General features: G+C 67.5%; 18 protein-coding genes and 2 tRNA genes. 12 read left to right on the forward strand and 8 right to left on the reverse strand.

What is annotated here, in order from left to right; all coding sequences use genetic code 11:
* Position 1 precedes the first annotated feature (1 nt).
* The 5 genes from ULB03_RS15665 to ULB03_RS15685 all read right to left on the reverse strand — a co-directional run bounded on the left by ULB03_RS15665 (position 2) and on the right by ULB03_RS15685 (position 6712).
* Positions 2 to 508, reverse strand: coding sequence for a hypothetical protein (locus ULB03_RS15665; protein ID WP_322484072.1), 507 nt, complete (start codon positions 506 to 508; stop codon positions 2 to 4).
* Positions 509 to 663: 155 nt separating this feature from the next.
* Positions 664 to 3312 (reverse strand): valine--tRNA ligase, encoded by a 2649-nt coding sequence (locus tag ULB03_RS15670; protein WP_322484073.1) that lies wholly within the window; start codon positions 3310 to 3312, stop codon positions 664 to 666.
* Between the two features lie 113 nt (positions 3313 to 3425).
* Positions 3426 to 4025 (reverse strand): DUF2497 domain-containing protein, encoded by a 600-nt coding sequence (locus tag ULB03_RS27585; RefSeq protein WP_463605634.1) that lies wholly within the window; start codon positions 4023 to 4025, stop codon positions 3426 to 3428.
* 368 nt (positions 4026 to 4393) lie between these two features.
* Complete coding sequence (locus ULB03_RS15680; protein WP_322484075.1) at positions 4394 to 5767, reverse strand: TolC family outer membrane protein; 1374 nt, start codon at positions 5765 to 5767, stop codon at positions 4394 to 4396.
* A gap of 291 nt (positions 5768 to 6058) precedes the next feature.
* Positions 6059 to 6712: a protein-L-isoaspartate O-methyltransferase family protein gene (locus ULB03_RS15685; protein WP_322484076.1), complete on the reverse strand. Its 654-nt coding sequence runs from the start codon at positions 6710 to 6712 to the stop codon at positions 6059 to 6061.
* Positions 6713 to 7011: 299 nt separating this feature from the next.
* Here ULB03_RS15685 and ULB03_RS15690 point away from each other — a divergent pair.
* Positions 7012 to 7085 (forward strand) — tRNA-Cys (locus ULB03_RS15690).
* A gap of 77 nt (positions 7086 to 7162) precedes the next feature.
* Here the strand turns inward: ULB03_RS15690 and ULB03_RS15695 are convergent.
* Complete coding sequence (locus tag ULB03_RS15695; RefSeq protein ID WP_322484077.1) at positions 7163 to 7795, reverse strand: NUDIX hydrolase; 633 nt, start codon at positions 7793 to 7795, stop codon at positions 7163 to 7165.
* Between the two features lie 287 nt (positions 7796 to 8082).
* Here ULB03_RS15695 and ULB03_RS15700 point away from each other — a divergent pair.
* The 4 genes from ULB03_RS15700 (at position 8083) to ULB03_RS15715 (ending at position 11511) form a co-directional block, all read left to right on the forward strand.
* Positions 8083 to 8158 (forward strand) — tRNA-Asn (locus ULB03_RS15700).
* A gap of 250 nt (positions 8159 to 8408) precedes the next feature.
* Complete coding sequence (locus tag ULB03_RS15705) at positions 8409 to 9785, forward strand: radical SAM protein (RefSeq protein WP_322484078.1); 1377 nt, start codon at positions 8409 to 8411, stop codon at positions 9783 to 9785.
* A complete protein-coding gene (locus tag ULB03_RS15710) occupies positions 9785 to 10786 on the forward strand; it encodes an aminotransferase class I/II-fold pyridoxal phosphate-dependent enzyme (RefSeq protein WP_322484079.1) in 1002 nt (333 codons plus the stop codon). The genes ULB03_RS15705 and ULB03_RS15710 overlap by 1 nt, the downstream gene beginning before the upstream one ends.
* A complete protein-coding gene (locus ULB03_RS15715) occupies positions 10783 to 11511 on the forward strand; it encodes a class I SAM-dependent methyltransferase (RefSeq protein ID WP_322484080.1) in 729 nt (242 codons plus the stop codon). Before ULB03_RS15710 ends, ULB03_RS15715 begins: the two co-directional genes overlap by 4 nt.
* Before the next feature lie 38 nt (positions 11512 to 11549).
* On the opposite strand, the gene ULB03_RS15720 is transcribed toward ULB03_RS15715, so the two are convergent.
* Together ULB03_RS15720 and ULB03_RS15725 are read right to left on the reverse strand one after the other, a co-directional pair.
* Positions 11550 to 13301: an ATP-binding protein gene (locus ULB03_RS15720; protein ID WP_322484081.1), complete on the reverse strand. Its 1752-nt coding sequence runs from the start codon at positions 13299 to 13301 to the stop codon at positions 11550 to 11552.
* Positions 13294 to 14805: an ATPase domain-containing protein gene (locus ULB03_RS15725; protein WP_322484082.1), complete on the reverse strand. Its 1512-nt coding sequence runs from the start codon at positions 14803 to 14805 to the stop codon at positions 13294 to 13296. The genes ULB03_RS15720 and ULB03_RS15725 overlap by 8 nt, the downstream gene beginning before the upstream one ends.
* 418 nt (positions 14806 to 15223) lie before the next feature.
* On the opposite strand from ULB03_RS15725, the gene ULB03_RS15730 reads away from it, so the two are divergent.
* The 7 genes from ULB03_RS15730 to ULB03_RS15760 all read left to right on the forward strand — a co-directional run bounded on the left by ULB03_RS15730 (position 15224) and on the right by ULB03_RS15760 (position 21042).
* The gene (locus ULB03_RS15730) at positions 15224 to 15433 is read left to right on the forward strand and encodes a cold-shock protein (protein WP_145730547.1); all 210 of its coding nucleotides are present in this window, start codon (positions 15224 to 15226) and stop codon (positions 15431 to 15433) included.
* A 177-nt stretch (positions 15434 to 15610) separates the two neighbouring features.
* Complete coding sequence (infA, locus tag ULB03_RS15735; RefSeq protein WP_145730545.1) at positions 15611 to 15880, forward strand: translation initiation factor IF-1; 270 nt, start codon at positions 15611 to 15613, stop codon at positions 15878 to 15880.
* 160 nt (positions 15881 to 16040) lie between these two features.
* Positions 16041 to 16277, forward strand: a complete 237-nt coding sequence (locus ULB03_RS15740) for a hypothetical protein (protein WP_322484083.1) — start codon at positions 16041 to 16043, stop codon at positions 16275 to 16277.
* A gap of 145 nt (positions 16278 to 16422) precedes the next feature.
* Positions 16423 to 17277, forward strand: a complete 855-nt coding sequence (locus tag ULB03_RS15745) for a universal stress protein (RefSeq protein WP_322484084.1) — start codon at positions 16423 to 16425, stop codon at positions 17275 to 17277.
* 57 nt (positions 17278 to 17334) lie between these two features.
* Complete coding sequence (locus ULB03_RS15750; protein WP_322484085.1) at positions 17335 to 18372, forward strand: zinc-dependent alcohol dehydrogenase family protein; 1038 nt, start codon at positions 17335 to 17337, stop codon at positions 18370 to 18372.
* 180 nt (positions 18373 to 18552) lie between these two features.
* Positions 18553 to 19440: an LOG family protein gene (locus tag ULB03_RS15755; protein ID WP_322484086.1), complete on the forward strand. Its 888-nt coding sequence runs from the start codon at positions 18553 to 18555 to the stop codon at positions 19438 to 19440.
* Between the two features lie 21 nt (positions 19441 to 19461).
* Positions 19462 to 21042, forward strand: coding sequence for an MBL fold metallo-hydrolase (locus ULB03_RS15760; RefSeq protein ID WP_322484087.1), 1581 nt, complete (start codon positions 19462 to 19464; stop codon positions 21040 to 21042).
* Positions 21043 to 21055: the final 13 nt, after the last annotated feature.

Consider the following 21055-nt stretch of genomic DNA (forward strand, 5'->3'; position numbering starts at 1 on the left):
CTTACGGCGCGATGGGCTGGGATGGGGCGGCACCCTGGACGTTGATGGTGTAGGTCTGCCGCTGGGCTGTCCCCATGGGATAGAACACCTGTACCTCCAGCACGTCGGCGCCGGTATAGCCTGGGGCGGGCTGATACCACAGCTGCTGGGCGGGCATGGCCTTCTTGTTGCAGGCGGAGCGGGGATTGCCGGCGGGGAAGGTCGGATAGTCCGTGCCGTCGCGCACGCTGGCGGTACCGTGGGCCGGCGCGGTGAGGATTTGCACCGTGATGCCCGGAATCGGCGCGCAATCCTCATGCAGGCCTTGATAGAAATTCAGCTCGCGCTCCTGGCCCACGGGAACGGTACGGGTCAGCATGACCTTTTCCGGCGTGCCGGCCGCGCCGACGGGCCGGGGCGCCGTGCCGCCGCCGTTCATGGTGACGGGCACGACTTGCACATGCTGTTCCGCGCAGCCCGCCACCAGGGCCACGGCCGCAACCATCACCATCCAACGCACAGCGGTCATCGCATCCTCAGGGTGGTAGTCAGGATGCCGCCCCATGCGACCCCTCCCGCATAGGTGGCATTATTCCAATCAACACATCCATGCGACAAACGGCCGCCCCAGGAGGATCCCGGAGCGGCCGTTCATCACATCATCTGGTCCCAGGCGGGCCCGCATCAGCCCAGGCGGGACAACGCCTCGGCCAGCTTGGCGCGGGTGCCGTCGGCCTCGGCCCGGCGCTCCCGCTGTTCCTCGATAACCTCGGGCGGGGCCTTGTCGACGAAGTTGGGGTTGCCCAGCTTGGCGTCGACCTTGGCGATCTCGCCCTCCAGCTTCTGGATTTCCTTGGCCAGACGGGCCTTTTCCTTGGCGATGTCGATGAAATCGGCCAGCGGCAGGACCAGCGTCGCCTCGTCCACCACCGCCTGCACAGCGCCGGTGGCCGGGGCCTCCTCGGTCAGGGTGATGCCGGACAAGCGGGCCAGCTTCTGGATCAGGTCGCGGTGGGTGCCCAGGCGGGCGGCGGTGTCGGCCCCGGCGCCCTTCACCAGCAGCGGTAGCTGGGCGGACGGCGGCACGTTCATTTCCGACCGGATGGTGCGGATGGTGGAGATGAAGCGCACCACCCAATCCATCTCGGCCTGCGCCCCGCCATCCTTGTAGGCGGCCGGGTACTGCGGCCAGGCGGCGGTGATCAATTCGCCGCGATCCTGTCCCTCGCCCAGCTTCTCCCACAGCTCTTCCGTCAGGAAGGGCATGATGGGGTGCAGCAGGTGCAGGATCTGGTCCAGCACCCAGGCGGTCACAGCGCGGGTCTCGGCCTTCGCCGCCTCATCCTCGCCCTGCAGGATGGGCTTGGTGAATTCCAGGTACCAGTCGCAGAAGCTGCCCCAGGCGAAGTGGTACAGGGCGTTAGCGGCATCGTTGAAGCGATAGCCCTCCAGCGCCTCGGTCACCTGCGCCGCGCAGTCGGCCACGGCACCCACGATCCAGCGGTTGACCGTCTGGGTCAGCCCGGTGGGGGCGAAGCCCGGCACGGGCGCCACCTGGTTCATCTGGGCGTAGCGGGCGGCGTTCCACAGCTTGGTCGCGAAGTTGCGGTAGCCCTCAACCCGCGAGGTCGCCAGCTTGATGTCACGGCCCTGGGCCGCCATGGCGGTCAGGGTGAAGCGCAGGGCGTCGCAGCCATACTGGTCGATCAGGTCCAGGGGATCGATGACGTTGCCCTTGGACTTCGACATCTTCTGCCCCTTCTCATCCCGCACCAGGGCGTGGATGTAGATGGTGCGGAAGGGCACGTCGCCCATGAAGTGGATGCCCATCATCATCATGCGGGCGACCCAGAAGAAGATGATGTCGAAGCCGGTGACCAGCACGTCGCCGGGGTAATAGCGCGCCACCTCCGGCGTCTTTTCCGGCCAGCCCAGGGTGGAGAAGGGCCACAGCGCGGACGAGAACCAGGTGTCCAGCACGTCGGAATCGCGGGTCAAGGGCGTGGCGGCGCCATAGTGGGCGTCCGCCTCCGCCTGGGCCTGGGCCTCCGTCTCGGCGACGAACACCTTGCCGTCCGGCGCGAACCAGGCGGGGATCTGATGGCCCCACCACAGCTGGCGGCTGATGCACCACGGCTGGATGTTGCGCATCCACTCGTAATAGGTGTTTTCCCACTGCTTGGGCACGAACTGGGTCTTGCCCTGCTCCACCGCCTCCAGCGCGGGCTTCGCCAGGGTGACGGCGTCGCAATACCACTGATCGGTCAGCCACGGCTCGATAACCACGCCGCTGCGGTCGCCGTGCGGCTGCATCAGGGTGTGCGGGTCGATCTTCTCCAGCAGGCCCAGGGCCTCGATCTCCTCAACCACCTTCTTGCGGGCGACGAAGCGGTCCAGCCCCTGGTACTCGGGCGGCGCATGCTCGTTCAGCTTCGCGTCGCGGTCGAACAGGTTGATCATGGGCAGGTTGTGCCGCTTGCCGACCTCGAAATCGTTGAAGTCGTGCGCGGGCGTGATCTTCACCGCGCCGGTGCCGGTTTCCGGATCGGCGTATTCGTCGGCAACGATGGGGATGCGCCGGCCGGTGATGGGCAGGATGACGTTCTTGCCCACCAGGTCCTTGTAGCGCTCATCCTCCGGATGCACGGCCACGCCGGTATCGCCCAGCATGGTCTCGGGCCGCGTGGTGGCAACGGTGATAAAAGTATCCGCCATCCCTTCAACCGGATAGCGGAAGTACCATAGGCTGCCCTTCACCTCCTTCTGCTCGACCTCCAGGTCGGAGATGGCGGTGTGCAGCTTGGGGTCCCAGTTCACCAGGCGCTTGTCGCGGTAGATCAGGCCCTGGCGGTACAGCTCGACGAACACCTTGCGGACGGCGGCGTTCAGGCCCTCATCCATGGTGAAGCGCTCACGCGACCAGTCGGGGGAGGCGCCCAGGCGGCGCAGCTGGCGGGTGATGGTGCCGCCGGACTCGGCCTTCCATTCCCACACCTTCTGCAGGAAGGCCTCGCGGCCCATCTCCTGGCGGGTTTTGCCTTCCTTGGCCAGGTTGCGCTCCACCACCATCTGAGTGGCGATGCCGGCATGGTCGGTTCCCGGCTGCCACAGGGCGTCGCGGCCGGTCATGCGGTGATAGCGGATCAGCAGGTCCTGCAGCGTGAAGGTCAGCGCGTGGCCCATGTGCAGGCTGCCCGTCACGTTGGGCGGCGGCATCATGATGGTGTAGGGCTGGGCGTTGCTGTCGACATGGGCGGCGAAGGCGCCCGAGCGCTCCCAGCGCTCATAGCGGCTGCGTTCGACATCGGCGGGGGAGAAGGTCTTGTCCAGCATGGCGGGCACCTGAAATCACGGGCTCAAAACAAAAGAAAAGGGCGGCGCGGGGTTCAGCGCCGCCCCCTCTCAAATTACTTGGGGTCTGCCAAGGTTTATCGAGGCGGCGGGCGTCAGTCGAGTCCGCGCCGTACCACCTTCTCGATCTCGCGCTTGACCAGACGCTCGACCAGGGTGGGCAGGTTCTCGTCCAGCCATTCCCGCAGGATGGGCCGGACCAGGACGTGCACGATCTCCTCCAGCGTGACATCGGATCGGCCGATGGGCCCTTCCCCCGTCAGGCTGGGACCACCGCGGCGGAACCCCGATAGGCCGGAGAAGGCGCGGCTGGCCGCTTCCTCGGTGAATTCCGACATCAGGCGGTCGTCACCCATGGACGGCGGCGGGCGGCGCGGCGGCGGGGGCGGCGGCTCATACGCGAACGGGTCCGGCAGGGGCTCGGGCTCCGGCTCAGGCTCGTCGGGGATGATATCCGTGAGCTCCAGCACGTCGTCCTCCGGCGGAGGCGGCGGCGGAGGGGGCGGTGGCGGCATGGGCACCGCCTCGAAGATATCGTCCTCCGGCGGGGGAGGCGGAGGCGGTGGGGGCGGCGGAGGCGGAGGCGGCGGAGCCTCCGGCTCGGGCGGTGGGGCGTCGGTGTCTTCGGAAATGATACGCCGGATGGAGGCGAGGATTTCCTCCATCGAAGGTTCTTGTTGTGACTTGTCAGCCATTGTTGCCTAACCTGACCTGTAACGGCGTGGACCTGAGACCCCGCGGCCCCGCACCGACAGGGGGGACCGACATCTGGCGCAGCCTAGGGCAAGAACAGTAAAAATGCCATTGGGTTAATCATTGGAGGCACGGCCCGCCAATGCTGCGCCCAGCCCTCACCGATCAATCCCCGCGGCCTCCGGTCCCACCGTTGCTTCATCGCCCCCAAGAATAGGGGCCGACGCGCGTATTTCCCCACAAGAAAAGGGCGGCCCCGCGCGTCGGAACCGCCCCTTTTCTCTCAGGCGAACATCAGAGGCCGGGCTGTCAAACCGCCGCGCCGCGAACATCGGGCGTCAGGTTTCGCCAGCCCTCCGTTTTGCCGGCCTTACTTCTCGATGGACGGGCCCCAGAGCTTGTCCTTGACCTCTTCATAATGGGCCTTGGCATCGTACAGCGGCACGTTCAGGCCCAACTTGGCGGCGGTCAGGTCACCCACGGCCGACAAGACCTGGTAGGAAGCCACCTGCTCGTCATGCTGGGCGCGCACCAGTTCCACCTTGGCGTTCACCAGTTCCTGCTCCGCGTTCAGGACGTCCAGGATGGTGCGGGAGCCGACGGATTGTTCCTGCCGCACGCCTTCCAAGGCGATCTCGTTAGAGGCGACGGCGCTCTTGTACGCCTCGATGGCGGCGCGGGCGGTGACCAGGGCCTGCCAGGCCTTCACCGCCGTCTCATCGGCGGAGCGCACCGCCTCCATCACCTGGGTGCGGCGCTGCTGCTCCGTCTGCTTGGCGCTGCGCACCTTGGCCGAGGTGCCGCCGCCCTCATACAGCGGAATGGTGACGCGGGCGGAGATGACGGCCGTGTCGTACTGGCTGTTGGGGGCCGATTGGTCCCAGTTGCGGTAGTACTGCGCGCTGGCGGACAGCTGCGGCAGCATTTGGCCGAACGCGCCGTCCACGGCGTCCTGCGACGCCTTGTGATTGTAGCGCGCGGCCACCACCACCGGGGCCGACACCTCGGCCTGGGCCATGGTCTCTTCCTGGTTCACCGGCAGCTGCGCCAAGCGGTTCGGCTGCTTCAGCGTGCCGGGCACCTGGCCCATCAGCTTGGCATAGGTGGCGCGGCTGGCGGCCAGGTTGCCCTGGGCGGAAATGCGGTCGGCCGTGGCGCCGGCCAGGCGCGACTCGGACTGGCTGACGTCGGTGCGGGTCAGCTCACCCACACGGAAGCGGTCGCGGGACGCCTCCAGCTGGCGGGTCAGCACCTGCTCATTATTGATGTTGAGTTCCAGGACCGCCTGGTCCCGCACCACGTCCAGATAGGCGGTGGCGGCGGCCAGCAGCACCTGCTGCTCGGTGTCCAGCAGGCTGGCGCGGCCGGCCTCCACCTGATTCTCCGCCTGGCTGATGCCCGCCTGGATGGTGCCACCGGCGTAAATCGCCTGGTTGATGGTCACACCGCTCTGCGCCGGGTTCATATGCTCGATGAAACGGCCCTGGGTCAGGCGCTCCTTACCGACGTTACCATCGGCGGTGACCGTCGGCAGCATGTTGGCGCGGGCCAGCGGCACGCCTTCGTCCGTGGCGCGCTGGCCGGCGCGGCCGGCCTCCAGTGTGGGGTTGTTCTGATAGGCCTGGATCAGGGCATCTTCCAGCGACTGGGCCTGAGCGCCCCCCGCCAGGACCAAGGTCAACGCCGCCAACGGCAGGGCAGCGACCAGTCGGTGCGCCCGCTTAACCCCATGTCCGGTTCCCATGCCCTTCGCCCCACGTCCAGCGGTGTTCATTTGCATCGCCATTTCCCCAAACGCCTTAAAAATCAGTCAGGGCATGCCCTGCACACGGTTGCATGGCAAAGCGTCGCCCCGAATCCCCATCGGCGCCAACGCGCCCCATAAAATATTCTTTAACACGTCCGATGGACCGGCATAGGTCCACTTAAGGCCATGTTCCAGGCGCCCCGTAAAAATCCGGCCGCCTGACACCCTCTGGAAGCGCGTCAAAAGCCGCGGGGACGACGGCATCCGGCCGCCGCCCCGCGACCGTCCTTAAAATACGAACTCGGCGCGGCGCTCGAAGCCCGGCAGCGGGCGGACAGCGGCGTCGAACAGGATGCGGTGCGACACCACGCCCCCCACCTTGCGGTAATAACGCGCCTCGCCCAGGCCGGCGGCATTGATGACGACAGCCACCAGGCGCCCGCCTTCCGCCAACTGGTCCAACAGGCTGGCCGGAACCTCGGACACGGAGCCATCGATCAGGATGGCGCCATAGGGGGCCTTGGCGGCATGGCCGGCGGCCAGATCACCCTGGACGACGGTGACGCCGGCGACACCGGCCAGCGCCTTGCGCGCGGCCTCGACCAGCGCGCCGTCGCTTTCCAGAGCCACCACCGAGCCCGCCATCTCCGCCATCACGGCGGCGGAGTAGCCGGTGGCGACGCCAACGGCCAGGACCTTGTCGGCGCGGCTCAAGGACAGTTCCTGCACCAGACGGGCCAGCACCATCGGTTCCATCAGGTAGCGGCCGGGCGACACCGGCACATCCTCGTCAACGTAGGCGACGCCGGCCAGCGCCTCCGGCACGAAGCGCTCGCGCGGGATGGCCAGGAAGGCCTCCACCACGAAGGGGTCGGTGACCTTGTTGGGGCGAATCTGGCCCTCGATCATGTTGACGCGGGCGGCGGAGTAGTCGGCGGCCATGGGATATACCGATCTGCTGGAAACGATGCGGACGAAGAAGGGGCACAAGCGGGCCGGTCCGCCCGCACATGCTTGAAAAACCAGGATCGGTATATATCTCCCCCGTCGCCCGATGACAATTGCGGCCTGCGGCGGGAAGGGCGGTCGGGGATGGTGGCGGGGCCTTCCCGCCCCTGCGTCACCGAAACGTCAGAAAGCGACGCCAGCACGCTTGACCGCCCCGACGGGCGACGCTATAGAGGCGCCCTGCCCTGACCGCAGGCGCCGCTCGACGGCCCTTCCGGTCGGTTCTCGTGGATGGCGCGGTGGCAGAATGGTGATGCAACGGACTGCAAATCCGTGAATCCGGGTTCGATTCCCGGCCGTGCCTCCAACTTCCCCCTAAATAACGCTCTTATATATATGTGTCTGGTGGCTGCCCGGCCCCCTCTCACGGCGTCCCCTCACCGGCTACGCCTCGAATCCGGCCGCCACCAGGGGCGCCACGTCCGGCGGCAGTGTACCCTCCAGATGCATGAGCCGGACGCGGAGCATGGCGGCGATGGTCATCGCGTCGGCGATTTCGCCTGACAGCACCATGTCCAGCACCGCGCGCAAAGGCAGACGGCGGATGGTCAGTTGCTCCGTCTCATCAGGCGCCACCGGCACCTCCGCCAGATCCCAGGCCAGGTAAAGGCGGGCGTGCTCATTGCTGATGCTGTTGGACATGTCCATGCGCTGGATTTCCAACCAGCGGTCGGCGCTGAGGCCCGCTTCCTCCCGCAGTTCCTCAGCGGCCCCGGCCAGGGGCGTGAGCGCCTTGGGGCCGGCTTGGGGGATGCCCCCCTCAACGATTTCCCAACTGTAGCGGCCGGCGCCGAAACGCCATTGGCCGATCAACCAGGTGTCGCCGTTGGCTGCCACCGGCAGCACCCCCACCGCCACGGTGGCCAGTTCCACCGTGCCGAAGATGCCGGGGCTGCCATTCGGACGCAGGACCTCATGATGCACGACCCGCAGCCAGGGGTTCTCGTAGCGCACCTCCCGCGACAGCACCGTCCAGGGATTCTTCTGGCTGTTGGACAGGGGGTCGGACTTCGACATGAACGGGGCTCCTCACGCGGCGCGGATGTCCCCCTAGATACGGGAAACCGCCCAGGCATTCACCCCCATCCCGCACGCCGTCATCACGTCCCCGCTCAGCCAAGAGCCGCAAGCCCCTGTTTTCATGGCCCTTCCAGCCGTGCCCGCCGGATTGACGAGGGGGGCGTCACATTTTTTTCGATTTTCCCAAACAAAGGGGTTCCAATCCCAAAAACGCTTTGCTATATCACCGCCCACCGCAGCGCCGCTGACTGATCGGTCAAACGAAAACGAAGCAGGCGCGCTGATCCCAGGTAGCTCAGCCGGTAGAGCAGGTGGCTGTTAACCACCGGGTCGGGGGTTCGAGTCCCTCCCTGGGAGCCAATAGAGACCCCCGGAACCGCAAGGTTTCGGGGTTTTTCCTTGTCCACGCCCACCCCTCCCCATCCATGAATATTTCCGACGTATTGTCGACGGCCATCGCGCCGGCGGCACGGCCCTGGCAGAGCCCTCGGACCATGCGAAACGTGGAAGGTGGCGGCGAGGCGCCAGGGAAGCGGACGATGGTGCCGCGCATTTATCATCGTCGTCCTGCACGCCCCCACTCGCCAGACGGCGCGCGCGGCATAGTTCTATGACCGCCCGGGTTTTCCTGCGACGCGAGAACGCCTTGCCTCCCTTCTACCATGTGACCGCGCTGTCGAACTTCGCGCGCGCCTTCGATAAATACCGGCGCCTCTATCGGAAAGGGCAAATCCCCGAGAGCACCTACCCGGGTGAATTCTACGTGTTGCCGCCGGACCGGCTGGCCATCGGTGTGGCCAAGGCTGAACGGCTGGTGCAGCGGCTGGGCATCCCCGGCGACCGCCCGCTGGTGCTGAAATCCCTTCTGGACCCCGCGCTGCTGCGCCCCAACCTGCGCAACGGCCTGGGAATGATTTGGCCATCCGCCGACCTGCCCGTGGCGGAAACCTGGACCGTGGGCGCGGATGGGGGCCTGGGGAGCCGGCAGAGTCTGGAAGAAACCATGGCCGCCTCCTTGCATCTGCAGGGGCAGCGGTTCACGTCCTTCAGCGCGCTGCGGCCGCGCTCCCTATCCTTCCTGCCGGTGGCGCGCGGCTGCCAGGCGGCCTGCCCCTTCTGCTTCTCCGAAGCCTCCATCTCCGCCGACCAGCCGGGCGGCAAGCCCGACTGGCCCCTGATCGACCGCTGGATCGAACACGCCTGGCACAGCGGCGCCGAACGCGCCGTGATCACCGGCGGGGGAGAACCGACGCTGTGGCCACAGCCCTCCCTGCGGGAGCTGGTGACCCGCTGCCGCCGCCGTTTCGGCACCGTGGTGCTGATCACCAACGGCCTGCGCTGGGCGCGCATGGATCAGCGCATGGCCGCCGACGAGCTGACGGCCGTGCATAAGGCCGGCTTGAACGTGCTGGCCGTCTCCCGCCACCATTGGGACGAGGCAGCCAATGCCACGCTCATGGGGGTGGAGACGGCGACGCCGGCCCTGCTGGAGGCGATGGGCGCGCATCGCGGCACCCTGGCGGGTTTGCGCCTGCGCCTGGTGTGTGTGCTGCAACAGGGCGGCGTGGCCTCCGTTTCGGATATCGACGCTTATGTCCGTTGGGCGGTGGCCGGCGGTGTGGACGAGGTGTGCTTCAAGGAGCTGTACGTTTCCACCAGCGTGGAGTCCGTCCACCACAGCCATGACGTCAACCGGTGGAGCGAGGCGCACCAGGCGCCGCTGTCACTGGTGCACGATTGGGCGCAAGGGCGGGGTTGGCCCGTGGCCCTGCGCCTGCCCTGGGGGGCGCCGGTCTATCAGGGCCTGGTGGACGGCCAGCCCCTGCGCGTGGCCGCCTATACCGAACCCAGCCTGTTCTGGGAACGGGCCAACGGCATCGCCCGCAGCTGGAACGTCATGGCGGATGGGCGCTGTTACGCCTCGTTGGAAGACCGCGCCAGCATCATGGCGGCGCCGATCGCGACGCCGGCCTTGGAGACGGCCTGATGGATTTCATGGAGTTCCTCGCCTGGGAGCGGCAGGCCGTGGCCGACCGCCCCGATGTTCTTCGCCTGACCGAAACCCGTATCGCCGAGGCCTTCACCCTGCTGCGGCCCCGGGCGGAAGTACCCGACACCTTCCCCACCGTGCATCGCTGCCACATGGCGCAGTTGTGGCGGGCGGTGCGGGGCCTTCCTGCCGAGGGGGCGCGGGAGACGCTGGTGTGCCGGGGGGTCCGCCACGCCCTGGGTCTGCTTCTACGCCGCTATGCCGGACAGGGGCGCCGGCTTCTTCTTCCCGGTGACGTCTACCCGGTCTACGGGCGCATCGCGGCGGCGGCGGGCCTGCCGACAACCAGCTTCGGCCTCTTCCCCGATTTCGACGCGGTGGCGGTCTTCCAAGCGGCGGAGGCCGCCAGGGCGGACATCGTGCTGCTGCCAGCCCCCCTTAAACTGCATGGACGGGATTGGACAACGGCGGAGGCGCGCGTCGCCCGCGACTGGCTGGCGGGGGCGTCATCGCGGCGCCTGCTGCTGGACGGGGTCTATTCCTTCGGCGGGCCGCTGGCGCCAACGGTCCTGGACCTGATGGCGACGGGACAGGCGATCTATCTCGACTCCCTGTCCAAGGGCTGGCTGACCGCGCAGGTCTTCGGTGTCGCCATCGTGCCGGAAAGCGACTTCACCAGCCATGCCGGGGATTTTCGCCAAGACCCGCCGTCGCAAGCCGAGCTGTTTCGCGCCCGGAGCATCATGACCGACCATGACGGTTTGCCGGAACGGCTGCGCCAGATGCTGGCGGAGCGGCGGGCGGCGGTCACCGGCCAGTTGGCGGCGGCCGGGATCAGGGCCCATGCCCCCCGTCAGGGCTACCTCATCCCCGTGGAGGGCGCGGCGCCGGCGCTGCTGGAGCGTCACGGCGTCCTGGCCATCCCGCTGTCGGTCTTCGGTGGCGGTCGCCCCGGGTGGTCCATCGCCAGCGCCCTTCCCATCGCGGTGACACCATGACCTTGCTCGCCGAGGACCCTGTGCTCTGGGACGTGGTCTTCAAGATGCCGATGGAGCGCCTACGCTTCATCGAGGCGCGGGCGCGGGAAGCGGGACCCGCCGTGCTGGATGTCGGCTGCGCCACCGGCATGACCTGCCACGCGCTGCGCGAGGCCGGCATGGCCCCCGTCGGCGTGGACATCAACGCCCGTTTCATCGACGCCGCCCGGGCCAAGGATCCGACGGGGGAGTATCATGTCGGCGACATGCGGACCTTCCAGCTGTCACGCGCCTTCGACCTGTTGATCTGCCTGGGCACCACCTTTGCCTACAACCTGACCAACCGCCAGGTGGCGCAGACGTTGCGGAACTTCCATGGCCATCTGCGGCCGGGCGGACGGCTGATCGTGGACGTGGTCAACGCCATCGCCTTCACCGGCGCCCAGCCCTTCCGGCGTCTCAGCCGCCACAGCTTCAATCGGGAAGGGGAGGAAGCCGTCGCCACCATACGCCATGGCCTGGATTTGCGGGCCCAGACGATGACGGAGCAAGTGACCTGGCGGCGCAAGGACCACGCCGTGCGCAAGGACCCGGCGGAATCGTTGCGCCTGCTGTTCCCCCAGGAGTTGGCCTTCCACCTGGAGGTGGCAGGGTTCATCGATGTCGAATTGCTGGACGGCTGGGGCGGGGACGCACAGGGCTTCGGCGGGCGCCGGCTGATCGCATTGGCAACCCGCCCCGGTTGACTGCCATCGGGCCGATGCCGATCAAATAGGCCCCGGGGTCAAGCGGGGCCGGAACGCTCCATCATTTCGGACACCTTCGCGGCGAGGACGTCCAGGGTGAAGGGCTTGGTGATCATGTCCATGTTGGTGCCCAGGAAACCCGCCCGGATGGCGGCGTTTTCGGCGTAGCCGGTCACGAACAGCACGGGCAGGCCGGGGCGGTGCTCCCGCGCGATCTCCGCCAATTGCCGGCCATTGATGCCCGGCAGGCCGACGTCGGACACCAGCAGGCTGATGGGCCGGTCGGATTGCAGGATGGCCAGGGCGGCGGTGGCCTCGCCCGCCTCCTCGACCTCATAGGACAATTCCTCCAGGACGTCCCGGATCAACAGGCGGACGGATGCGTCGTCCTCCACCACCAGCACGCGCTGCCCCCTGCCCTCGCGGGGCACCGACGCCTGGGACGGGGCCTCCTCCACCGGCGGCGGATCGACCGCCCGCAGGTAAAGCGACACGGCCGTGCCCACCCCCGGCTGGCTGTGGATGCGAACCTGCCCGCCGCACTGCCGGGCGAAGCCATACACCATGGACAGGCCCAGACCGGTGCCCTGGCCAACCGGCTTGGTGGTGAAGAATGGCTCGAACGCCTTTTCGATCAGGTCCGCCGACATGCCCACGCCGGTGTCGGAAACCGTGATCACGACATAGCGGCCCGCGGTGACCTCCGGCCGGGTGGCGACATAGGCCTGGTCCAGGTGGACGGCCTTCATTTCCAAGGTGAGCTGCCCGCCCCCGGGCATGGCGTCCCGGGCATTGATCACAAGGTTGAGAAGGGCGTTTTCCAGTTGGTTGGCGTCGGCCACGGCATGGGGCAGATCCGGCGCCTCGACGACGCGCAGCTCTATCGTCTCAAGGATGGTCCGGCGCAGCAGATCCTCCAGCGAGCGCACCAGCGCGCCGATATCGAGCGGCTTGGCATCCAGCGACTGGCGGCGTGAGAAGGCCAGCAGCCGGGCGATCAGCGTCGCGGCACGCTGGGCGGAGGTGGAGGCCGCGTCCATGTATCGCTCCAGCCTGTCCACCTGACCGGCGGCGATACGGCGCCGGATGATATCCAGGGAGCCGATGATCCCTGTCAGCATGTTGTTGAAATCGTGCGCGATGCCGCCCGTCAGTTGCCCCACCGCCTCCATCTTCTGGCTTTGGCGCAGGGCCGCCTCCGCCTGCATCAGACGGCTGGTACGCTCGGCCACCCTCTCCTCCAAGGTCTCGTTCAGCGCCTTCAACTGCACTTCGGCGCGTTGCCGCCGCGTGACGTCCAGGCGCAGTTGCGCCTCGCTGTCCACCAGCGCCTGGCGCGCTCGGTCCCGTTCTTCCAGGCGGTCGCGCATCTCGAACTGCTTTTGCCGGGAGCGCATGGCCGAATCCAGCGCGCTCAGCAGCGATTGCTGGCTCAGCGGCCGCTCCAGGACCAGGGCGTTGCCGAACAGGTGCCATAGGTGGGCCCGCGTGGCCTCCATGGCCCGCGTCCTGCCCGTGCGCTGGGCGGCCAGGAGGACAAAGGGAATGTCCGACCAGTCTGGTTGCCTCCCAAGCGCCGCCCGCAACGGGCCGATATCCCGGCCCAGCGCCTCCTCGGTCAGAAGGACGACACCCGCCTGGTCATCCAGGGCGTGGGCCAAGGCCGCGATGTCCGGATGAACGGCGGCGTGATAGCCGCTGCGCGTCAGCAGGCCCGCGATGCTTTCCGCATCCCGCCCGAACGGCGCGCAGACCAAAACGCGGTGCCCCTCCTCAGCGTTCCTATGCATCGGCCCGGCGATCCCTCATCAAGGGACCGGGGTCACCCGTATATTCCGGGGTGCCGGTCATGACGCCGCGGAAGGCGGTCAGCGGGCGGCCCACGCGCAGGCCGGACGCATCGATCTTGAACTCCCGGATGGCGTCCTCATGCGCCCCGGCCCGGTTCTTCAAGACCGACACCGCCTTGCGCATGCGCCCCTCCGCCTCGAAGAAGCGCAGCAGAAGAACGGCATCCGCGATGTAGGAGATATTGAGATTGCTGGCCATGCTTCCCATCAATCCCTGCTGCGGATTGATCAGGAAAGTCACAACGCCCTGATGGTTGAGATAGGACAGCAACTCGTGCATTTGCAGGATGAGCTGTTTTTCCTGCGGCATGGCCGCCATGTAGCCGTTCAGGCTGTCGATCACCAGCATGCTGATGCCGCGGCTCTCAACCTCATGGCGGACACGGTAGGTGAATTCACCCGGCGACAGGGCGGCGGGGTCAACCTGCTCCACCCGCAGGCGCCCGCTTTCAAGGTGGCGGGAGATGTCGAGGCCGAAGGCCGCGGCCCGGGACAGCAAGGTGCCGATGCGCTCATCGAATTCGTAGAGGGTCGCGCACTCCCCCCGTTCGCAGGCGGCATGAAGGTATTGCAGCGTGATGGTCGTCTTGCCCGTCCCGGCCGGCCCGGTGATCAGCGTGCTGGTCCCGCGTAGGGGCCCACCGTTCAACATGGCGTCCAGTTCCTTCACGCCGCTGCCCACCGGCTCCTCCCGATAAGAGGCATGGTGTTGCGAGGCGATCAGCCGGGGATAGATCTCCAGGCCGCCGGTGCGGATGGTGAAGTCGTGGAAGCCGGCCACAAAGTCCACGCCGCGCAGCTTCTGCACCTGCAGGCGACGCCGGGCGGGGCCGAAGTCAAGGGTAAGCCGTTCCAGGGTCACCACGCCGTGACAGATGCTGTGCAGGTGGCAGTCCTTGCCGTCGTCCGGCGACGTCATGTCATCGACGAAGATGACGGTGGAATTGCGGCCGGCGAAGAACTGCTTCAGCCCCAAAACCTGACGGCGATAGCGCAAGGGGTCCTGCGCCAGCAGGCGCATTTCCGACAGGCTGTCGAAAACGACCCGCTGCGGTTGCACGCGCTCCACCTCCTGCTGGATCAGGCGCACGGTCTCGCCCAGTTCCACCTCCCACGGATGCAGGATGGATTGCTGGCGCCCGTCGCCCAGGACCGCATCGACGGCGCTCAGCTCGAAAACGTCGAAGTCCTCAATGCTCCAGCCGTGGGAGGCGGCGACCACCGCCAGCTCCTCCCGCGTTTCCGACAGGGTGATGTAAAGCGCCCTTTCCCCTGCCGCCGCGCCAGCGCGCAGGAACTCCAGCGCCAGCGTCGTCTTGCCGGACCCCGGCATTCCTTCCAGCAAGTAGAGCCGCCGGGGTGGCAATCCCCCGCGCAGGATGGCGTCGAGCCCGGGATTGCCGGTGGAGATTTTCTCCACCACGTCGTGCATCGGCATTTTCATCGTAAACACTCCTGCCCCCCGTGCCTTCATAAACGGTCGCTTCCCAAGCCAAGCGGGGCTTAAGGCCAAGCGTGGAGCGAGGCATGACGGCGCGGACACGGTTCCGGCCCACCTGGATCTACCTCGGAAAGTGACGGAAACATCGGCATGGCCGCAAAAGTTCCCGGAAAAAGGGAAGGGCCATGAAAGTCCGCACCCCCGCCCCCAAAGGGGGCGCGTCTGATGGCGCCCTAGCGTTGCGCCAGCGCCGTGCCAGACGGGGCTTGCAATATGCAGCCCCGAGGCTCATGTTGGTCAGGTCGATGTTGCTGCTGGGCTACTGACCGGCGGATGCCGGCCTTCCCCGTCGTGATTTTGGCGCCCGTGCCGCACTCCCGCGCCGGGCAGCTCCGATCGGGAAAACCCCAGGAGATACCTCATGTCTATCGGTACCGTGAAGTGGTTTAACAGCACCAAGGGCTTTGGCTTCATTCAGCCCGAGGATGGCACTGCCGACGTGTTCGTCCACATTTCCGCCGTCGAGCGTTCTGGCATGGGCAACCTGTCCGAAGGCCAGAAGGTGAGCTTCGAGATCGTCCGCGACCCCCGCAAGGGCAAGTCGTCGGCGGAGAACCTGCGCGCCGCTTGAGGCTCGTGGTTTCGGCTTTTGAAGAGCGACGGCATGGCCTCCATGCCGTCGCTTTTTTTTCAGCCTGAAACAGGATGCGATCAGATCGCGTCCTGACCCTAACCTGTTCATGATAGAGCGGATTTTTACGATCAGGTGATTCCATCTGATCGCGCCCCGCTCTAACGGGAGGCCGCGATGGCCAAGGAAGAATACCTCGAATTCGAGGGTAAGATCGATGAGGCGCTGCCCGATGGCCGCTTCCGGGTCATGTTGGAAAATGGCCACTCGATCATCGCTTACACCGCCGGACGCATGCGCAAAAGCCGCATCCGGTCCCTGGCTGGCGACCGGGTCACTGTCGAGATGACCCCTTACGACCTGACCAAGGGGCGGATCGTCTTTCGCCACAAGGACGAACGGCCCGGCACCGTTCCCCTGCATAGGCCAGCGCCGCGCCGGCGCTGAGGGTGGGTGGCGGGAGGCCGGGATCCGCAGTACCGGATCAAGGTCGACCAAGACGGCCAGGAACGGGTTGTGCGCGAAAGCCAGCTGGAAGCGGTGCGGACGCCCGCGTCCGCCTGACGCCCACCCCGTCCCCTCTCAACGCCATTTGTGGGAGACCCCTTTGGAAAAGCCCCCGGTAGACCAGGCGAAGGACGGCAACACCCCCGGCGGAGACGATCCGGGACCAGCCCCGGAAACGCCCAAGCCGCCGGAGGTCCGGCATCTGAAGGAAACCGACCTGTCGGAGGAGGCGCGACAGCGCCTCTATGCCTGCCTGGCGGCGCCCCCCTCCCCCCATCGCTCGAACACCAACCGCTGGCAGTCCATGCCACGCCGCAGGAAGCTTGAACCCGGCTGAAACGACGGCGCCGGCACCCAGCCGAACAAGGTTGACCTGGGTCAATGCCCTAAGACGCCGTTTGGGCGACTGTCCAAACGGCTGGCGACCCGGCATCACGCCCCTCTGGCGTGAACAGGCCGCACCCCACATGAGGGCCGGCACCATGATCAAAGAAATCCTTGTCCACCTGGATGGCGGCGCCGACGACGACAGCCGCATCCTGCATGCCGACCGCCTGGCGGTGGCGCACCAGGCCCATGTCCGCGGCCTGTACCTGAATGTCCTGCCCGACCCGCCGGAAAGCATCGCGCACTACAGCGTCACCCGCGGCGCCCTGGCCGACCATTTGCGGGAGTGCCAGGCGCAGTGCCGGCTGACCGAGCAGGCGCTGGCGCGGCGGCTGGACGCCCTGTCCGGGCGTCATGAACTCTGCCGGTTCGATCGCGTGGCGGCAGAGGTCGGCGGCCTGATCGCCGATCAGGCCCGCATGGCCGACGTGCTGGTCGTCCGCACCCCCTATCGGGTCGCCCAGCCAAACCGCGCCAGCGACGTGGTGGAGGCGGCGCTGTTCGGGTCCGGCCGGGCCGTGTACGTCATTCCGGAGGAGGATCCCTTGCGGCTCCAGCCGCTGGACACGGTCCTGATCGCCTGGAAAAACAGCCGGGAGTCGGCGAACGCCGTGGCGCAGGCCATGCCGTTCCTGCGCCGCGCCGACCGGGTCGCCATCGCTGTGGTGGAAACGGCGGCCGATGCCCGGCGCGCGGCGGACGGCCATCGCGACCACTCCGCCGAGGATCTGGCCCGGTATCTGTCCCACCATGGCGTGACCGCGGAAATCCGGCGGCTGGGCAAATGGGACAATGTCGCCGGCGGATTGTTCAACGAGGCCGAGCTGTTGAAGGCCGGCCTGATCGTGGCGGGCGCCTACGGCCGGTCCCGCCTGCGCGAATGGGCCCTGGGCGGCGTCACCCGCGACATCCTGACCAAGACGCCCATCCCGGCCCTGCTGGCCCATTGATGAGGGGGGCGGAGCTGCCCCCCAATTCCTTACCCATACTTGATAGGAGACCACCCCATGAAGGCGCTTGTCTATCAAGGCCCCGGCCGCAAGGCGCTGGAGCAGCGGCCCAAGCCGGAGATCAAGGACCCCGGCGACGCCATCGTCCGCATCACCAAGACCACCATCTGCGGCACCGACCTGCACATCCTGAAGGGCGACGTGCCGACCTGCCTGCCCGGCCGCATCCTGGGCCACGAGGGCGTGGGCGTGATCGACGCCGTGGGCCCCGGCGTCACCACGTTCAAGCCGGGGGATCGCGTGCTGATCTCCTGCATCACCGCCTGCGGCACCTGCGACTATTGCCGCCGCGGCATGTATTCCCACTGCCGCACCGGCGGCTGGATCCTGGGCAACGTCATCGACGGCACCCAGGCGGAATATGTCCGTATCCCCCATGCCGCCACCAGCCTGTACCCCATCCCCGAAGGCGCGGATGAGGAGGCGCTGGCCATGCTGAGCGACATCCTGCCCACCGGCTTCGAATGCGGGGTGCTGAACGGCAAGGTGGCGCCGGGCGCGACCGTGGCCATCGTCGGTTCCGGCCCCATCGGCCTGGCCGCCTTGCTCACGGCCCAGTTCTACAGCCCGGCGGAGATCATCATGATCGACGTCGACGACAACCGGCTGGAGGTGGCGCGCCGCTTCGGCGCCACGCGCACCGTGAACAGCGCGGCCACCAACGCGGTGGAGGCGGTGAAATCCTGGACGGATGGGGCCGGCGTCGACACCGTGATCGAGGCGGTGGGCATTCCCGCCACCTTCGAACTGTGCCAGGACCTGGTGGCGCCGGGGGGCACCATCGCCAATGTCGGCGTCCATGGCCACAAGGCGGACCTGCATCTGGACCGCCTGTGGGCGCAAAACATCGCCATCACCACCCGGCTGGTGGACACCGTCAGCACGCCAATGCTGTTGAAGACCGTGCAATCGCGCAAGCTGGACCCCAGCGTGCTGATCACCCACCGCTTTACCCTGGACGGCATCCTGTCGGCCTATGACACCTTCGGCCACGCCGCCGACACGCGGGCGCTGAAGGTGGTGATCAGCCCCTGATGCCACTTTGGGCTGCGGCGGCGGCCTCGGTGGCCGCGCAGCCCAGGGGCGGCGATAACCAGGGATTGAGGTGAATCATTTTGCCAATCGCCGGGATGGTTAATGGTTGGGTCATGAACGGATGGGGGTGCGACGCCATGGCAGCGCCCCCATCCGGGCCTGACAAGGACACATTACCCCATGTCCACCGACCCGTCCCCGCCCCCAGCGCCTGAGCGTCAGGCCCCCAATAACCAAGCGCCCAGTAACCAAGCCCAGCGCACCTCGTCCTCCTATCGCCTGCCGGCCTTGGACAGCAAATTCATCCTGAGCGACAGCATGCGGGGCACCCGCCTGATGCTGGAGTATGAGAAGGCGGAGGAACGGCTGCGGGATTGGGGGGTGCGGTCCACCCTGGTGACCTTCGGCAGCGCCCGGGTGCGGTCCCCCGACGCCGTGGCCACGGCGGAAGAGACGGCGCGGGTGGCGGAGTTCCCCCAATCCACCCGCTGGTACGCCGAGGCGCTGGCCTTCGGCCGGCTGGCGTCGGAGCGGGGCGGCGCGCTGGACGGCTGGCCCGGCGGCTACCGCGACAATGTCATCGCCACCGGCGGGGGTGGCGGCCTGATGGCGGCCGTCAACCGCGGCGCGTGGGAGGTGGGCGCGCCCAGCATCGGCTTCAACATCGCCCTGCCGCATGAACAGGAACCCAACCCCTACACCACGCCGGAACTGACCTTCCAATTCCATTACTTCGCCATGCGCAAGCTGCACTTCGCCATGCGGGCGGCGGGCCTGGTCATCTTCCCCGGCGGGTTCGGCACCCTGGATGAGATGTTCGAGATCCTGACCCTGCGCCAGACCGGCAAGTCCGCCCCCATCCCCGTGGTGCTGATGGACAAGGCCTATTGGACGCGTGTCCTTGACTTCGGCCTGCTGGCCAAGACCGGCATGATCTCCGCCGCCGATCTTGAGCTGTTCAGCTTCGCCGACGATGCCGAGGGCATATGGCGCGCCCTGGTGGCCCACGGCCTGAAGGTGCCGCGACAGCACGCCCCCGACACGTCCCCGGCGTTCCAAAACCCCTGATCCTGCGAAGGGCCCGTCCCTATGATCCCCAGCGTCACCTTCCACGGCGCCGCCGGCACCGTCACCGGCTCCTGCACCCTGATACGCCATGACGGCGGCGCGCTGCTGATCGACTGCGGCCTGTTCCAGGGACCCAAGACGGTGAAGGAGCTGAACTACCGCGACTTCCCCTTCGACCCGCGCGAACCGGCGGCCCTGGTGCTGACGCACGCCCATATCGACCATAGCGGCCTGGTGCCCAAGCTGTGCCGCCAGGGCTTCAAGGGGCGCATCCATTGCACCAGCGGCACCCGCGATCTGCTGACCTTCATGCTGCCCGACAGCGGCTTCATCCAGGAGAGCGAGGTCCAGCACCTGAACCAGCGCAACCGGCAGCGCGGCCGGGCGGAGGTGCAGCCCATCTACACCCGCAAGGCTGCGGAGGCCTGCCTGGACCAACTGGAGGCGGCGGATTACGGCACCTGGATCGATGTCATGCCGGGGGCGAAGATCCGCTTCTGGGACGCGGGCCACCTGCTGGGCTCCGCCTCGGTGGAGGTGAGGGTGGCGGGCGACGGCGGGGAGCAGACGCTGCTGTTCTCCGGCGACCTGGGCCCCGGGGACAAGCCGTTCCATGGCCTGCCGGAGGGGCCGGCCGGCGCCGACTGGGTCTTCTGCGAGTCCACCTACGGCGCCACGGTGCGTCCGCCGGTCGACAACCAGGAGCGCCGGCGCCAATTGGGCGCCGAGGTGGCGGAGGCGCTGAAATCCGGCGGTGTGCTGCTGATCCCGGTCTTCGCCGTGGAGCGGACGCAGGAGCTGCTCTATGACCTGAACCAGTTGATCGATGATGGCACGCTTCCCCGCACCGACATTTTCCTGGACAGCCCACTGGCCGTGAACGTCACGGAAGTCTTCCGCCAGCACCTGCCGGACATCAACCATGCCGGCGTGGCCAACCCGTTCGACCGCCCCTACTTCCACCCCATCACCGAGGTGGAGGGCAGCAAGCGCCTGAACCGGCTGGGCGGCGGCGCCATCATCATGGCGGCCAGTGGCATGTGCGACGCCGGCCGCATCCGCCACCACCTGAAGAACCACCTATGGCAACCCAACGCCACGGTGCTGTTCGTGGGTTACCAGGCGCCGGGGACGCTGGGCCGCCTGCTGGTCCAGGGCCGCAGCCCCGTCCGCATCCATGGGGAGGAGGTGGAGGTGCGCGCCCGCATCCGCACCCTGGACAGCTATTCCGGCCATGCCGACCAGGCGGAGCTGCTGGCCTGGCTGGCGGCGCGCGGCCCCATCCGCGGCGGCGTCGCCCTGATGCATGGCGAAACCGCCCCCCGGCAGGCGCTGGCGGACGCCCTGGCCGCCACCGGCCTGGCGGTTCCCATCCACCAGCCGGCGCTGGATGAGACCATCGTGCTGCGGCCCGGCAAGGCGGAGCGCGTCCCCGCCGCCCAGCCGCGCCTGGTCACCGTGCCGGATGAGGATTGGCACAATCTGTACGCCCGCACCGTCCTGGACCTGAGCGAACGCCTGCGCCACGGCGACGATGCCCAGCGGCTGGCGTTGCTGCGCCAGGTCTCGGCCCTGCTGACGCCCCCTAAAGCCGACCATTGAAGAGGATCACGCG

Source organism: Nitrospirillum goiasense (assembly GCF_034427435.1).
GTDB lineage: Bacteria > Pseudomonadota > Alphaproteobacteria > Azospirillales > Azospirillaceae > Nitrospirillum.

Excerpts from the sequence above, each read along its gene's own strand:
- ULB03_RS15665 (WP_322484072.1), bottom strand. The coding sequence starts at position 508 with ATGACCGCTGTGCGTTGGATGGTGATGGTTGCGGCCGTGGCCCTGGTG.
- ULB03_RS15670 (WP_322484073.1), bottom strand. The coding sequence starts at position 3,312 with ATGCTGGACAAGACCTTCTCCCCCGCCGATGTCGAACGCAGCCGCTAT.
- ULB03_RS27585 (WP_463605634.1), bottom strand. The coding sequence starts at position 4,025 with ATGGCTGACAAGTCACAACAAGAACCTTCGATGGAGGAAATCCTCGCC.
- ULB03_RS15680 (WP_322484075.1), bottom strand. The coding sequence starts at position 5,767 with ATGGGAACCGGACATGGGGTTAAGCGGGCGCACCGACTGGTCGCTGCC.
- ULB03_RS15685 (WP_322484076.1), bottom strand. The coding sequence starts at position 6,712 with ATGGCCGCCGACTACTCCGCCGCCCGCGTCAACATGATCGAGGGCCAG.
- ULB03_RS15695 (WP_322484077.1), bottom strand. The coding sequence starts at position 7,795 with ATGTCGAAGTCCGACCCCCTGTCCAACAGCCAGAAGAATCCCTGGACG.
- ULB03_RS15705 (WP_322484078.1), top strand. The coding sequence starts at position 8,409 with ATGACCGCCCGGGTTTTCCTGCGACGCGAGAACGCCTTGCCTCCCTTC.
- ULB03_RS15710 (WP_322484079.1), top strand. The coding sequence starts at position 9,785 with ATGGATTTCATGGAGTTCCTCGCCTGGGAGCGGCAGGCCGTGGCCGAC.
- ULB03_RS15715 (WP_322484080.1), top strand. The coding sequence starts at position 10,783 with ATGACCTTGCTCGCCGAGGACCCTGTGCTCTGGGACGTGGTCTTCAAG.
- ULB03_RS15720 (WP_322484081.1), bottom strand. The coding sequence starts at position 13,301 with ATGCATAGGAACGCTGAGGAGGGGCACCGCGTTTTGGTCTGCGCGCCG.
- ULB03_RS15725 (WP_322484082.1), bottom strand. The coding sequence starts at position 14,805 with ATGAAAATGCCGATGCACGACGTGGTGGAGAAAATCTCCACCGGCAAT.
- ULB03_RS15730 (WP_145730547.1), top strand. The coding sequence starts at position 15,224 with ATGTCTATCGGTACCGTGAAGTGGTTTAACAGCACCAAGGGCTTTGGC.
- infA (WP_145730545.1), top strand. The coding sequence starts at position 15,611 with ATGGCCAAGGAAGAATACCTCGAATTCGAGGGTAAGATCGATGAGGCG.
- ULB03_RS15745 (WP_322484084.1), top strand. The coding sequence starts at position 16,423 with ATGATCAAAGAAATCCTTGTCCACCTGGATGGCGGCGCCGACGACGAC.
- ULB03_RS15750 (WP_322484085.1), top strand. The coding sequence starts at position 17,335 with ATGAAGGCGCTTGTCTATCAAGGCCCCGGCCGCAAGGCGCTGGAGCAG.
- ULB03_RS15755 (WP_322484086.1), top strand. The coding sequence starts at position 18,553 with ATGTCCACCGACCCGTCCCCGCCCCCAGCGCCTGAGCGTCAGGCCCCC.
- ULB03_RS15760 (WP_322484087.1), top strand. The coding sequence starts at position 19,462 with ATGATCCCCAGCGTCACCTTCCACGGCGCCGCCGGCACCGTCACCGGC.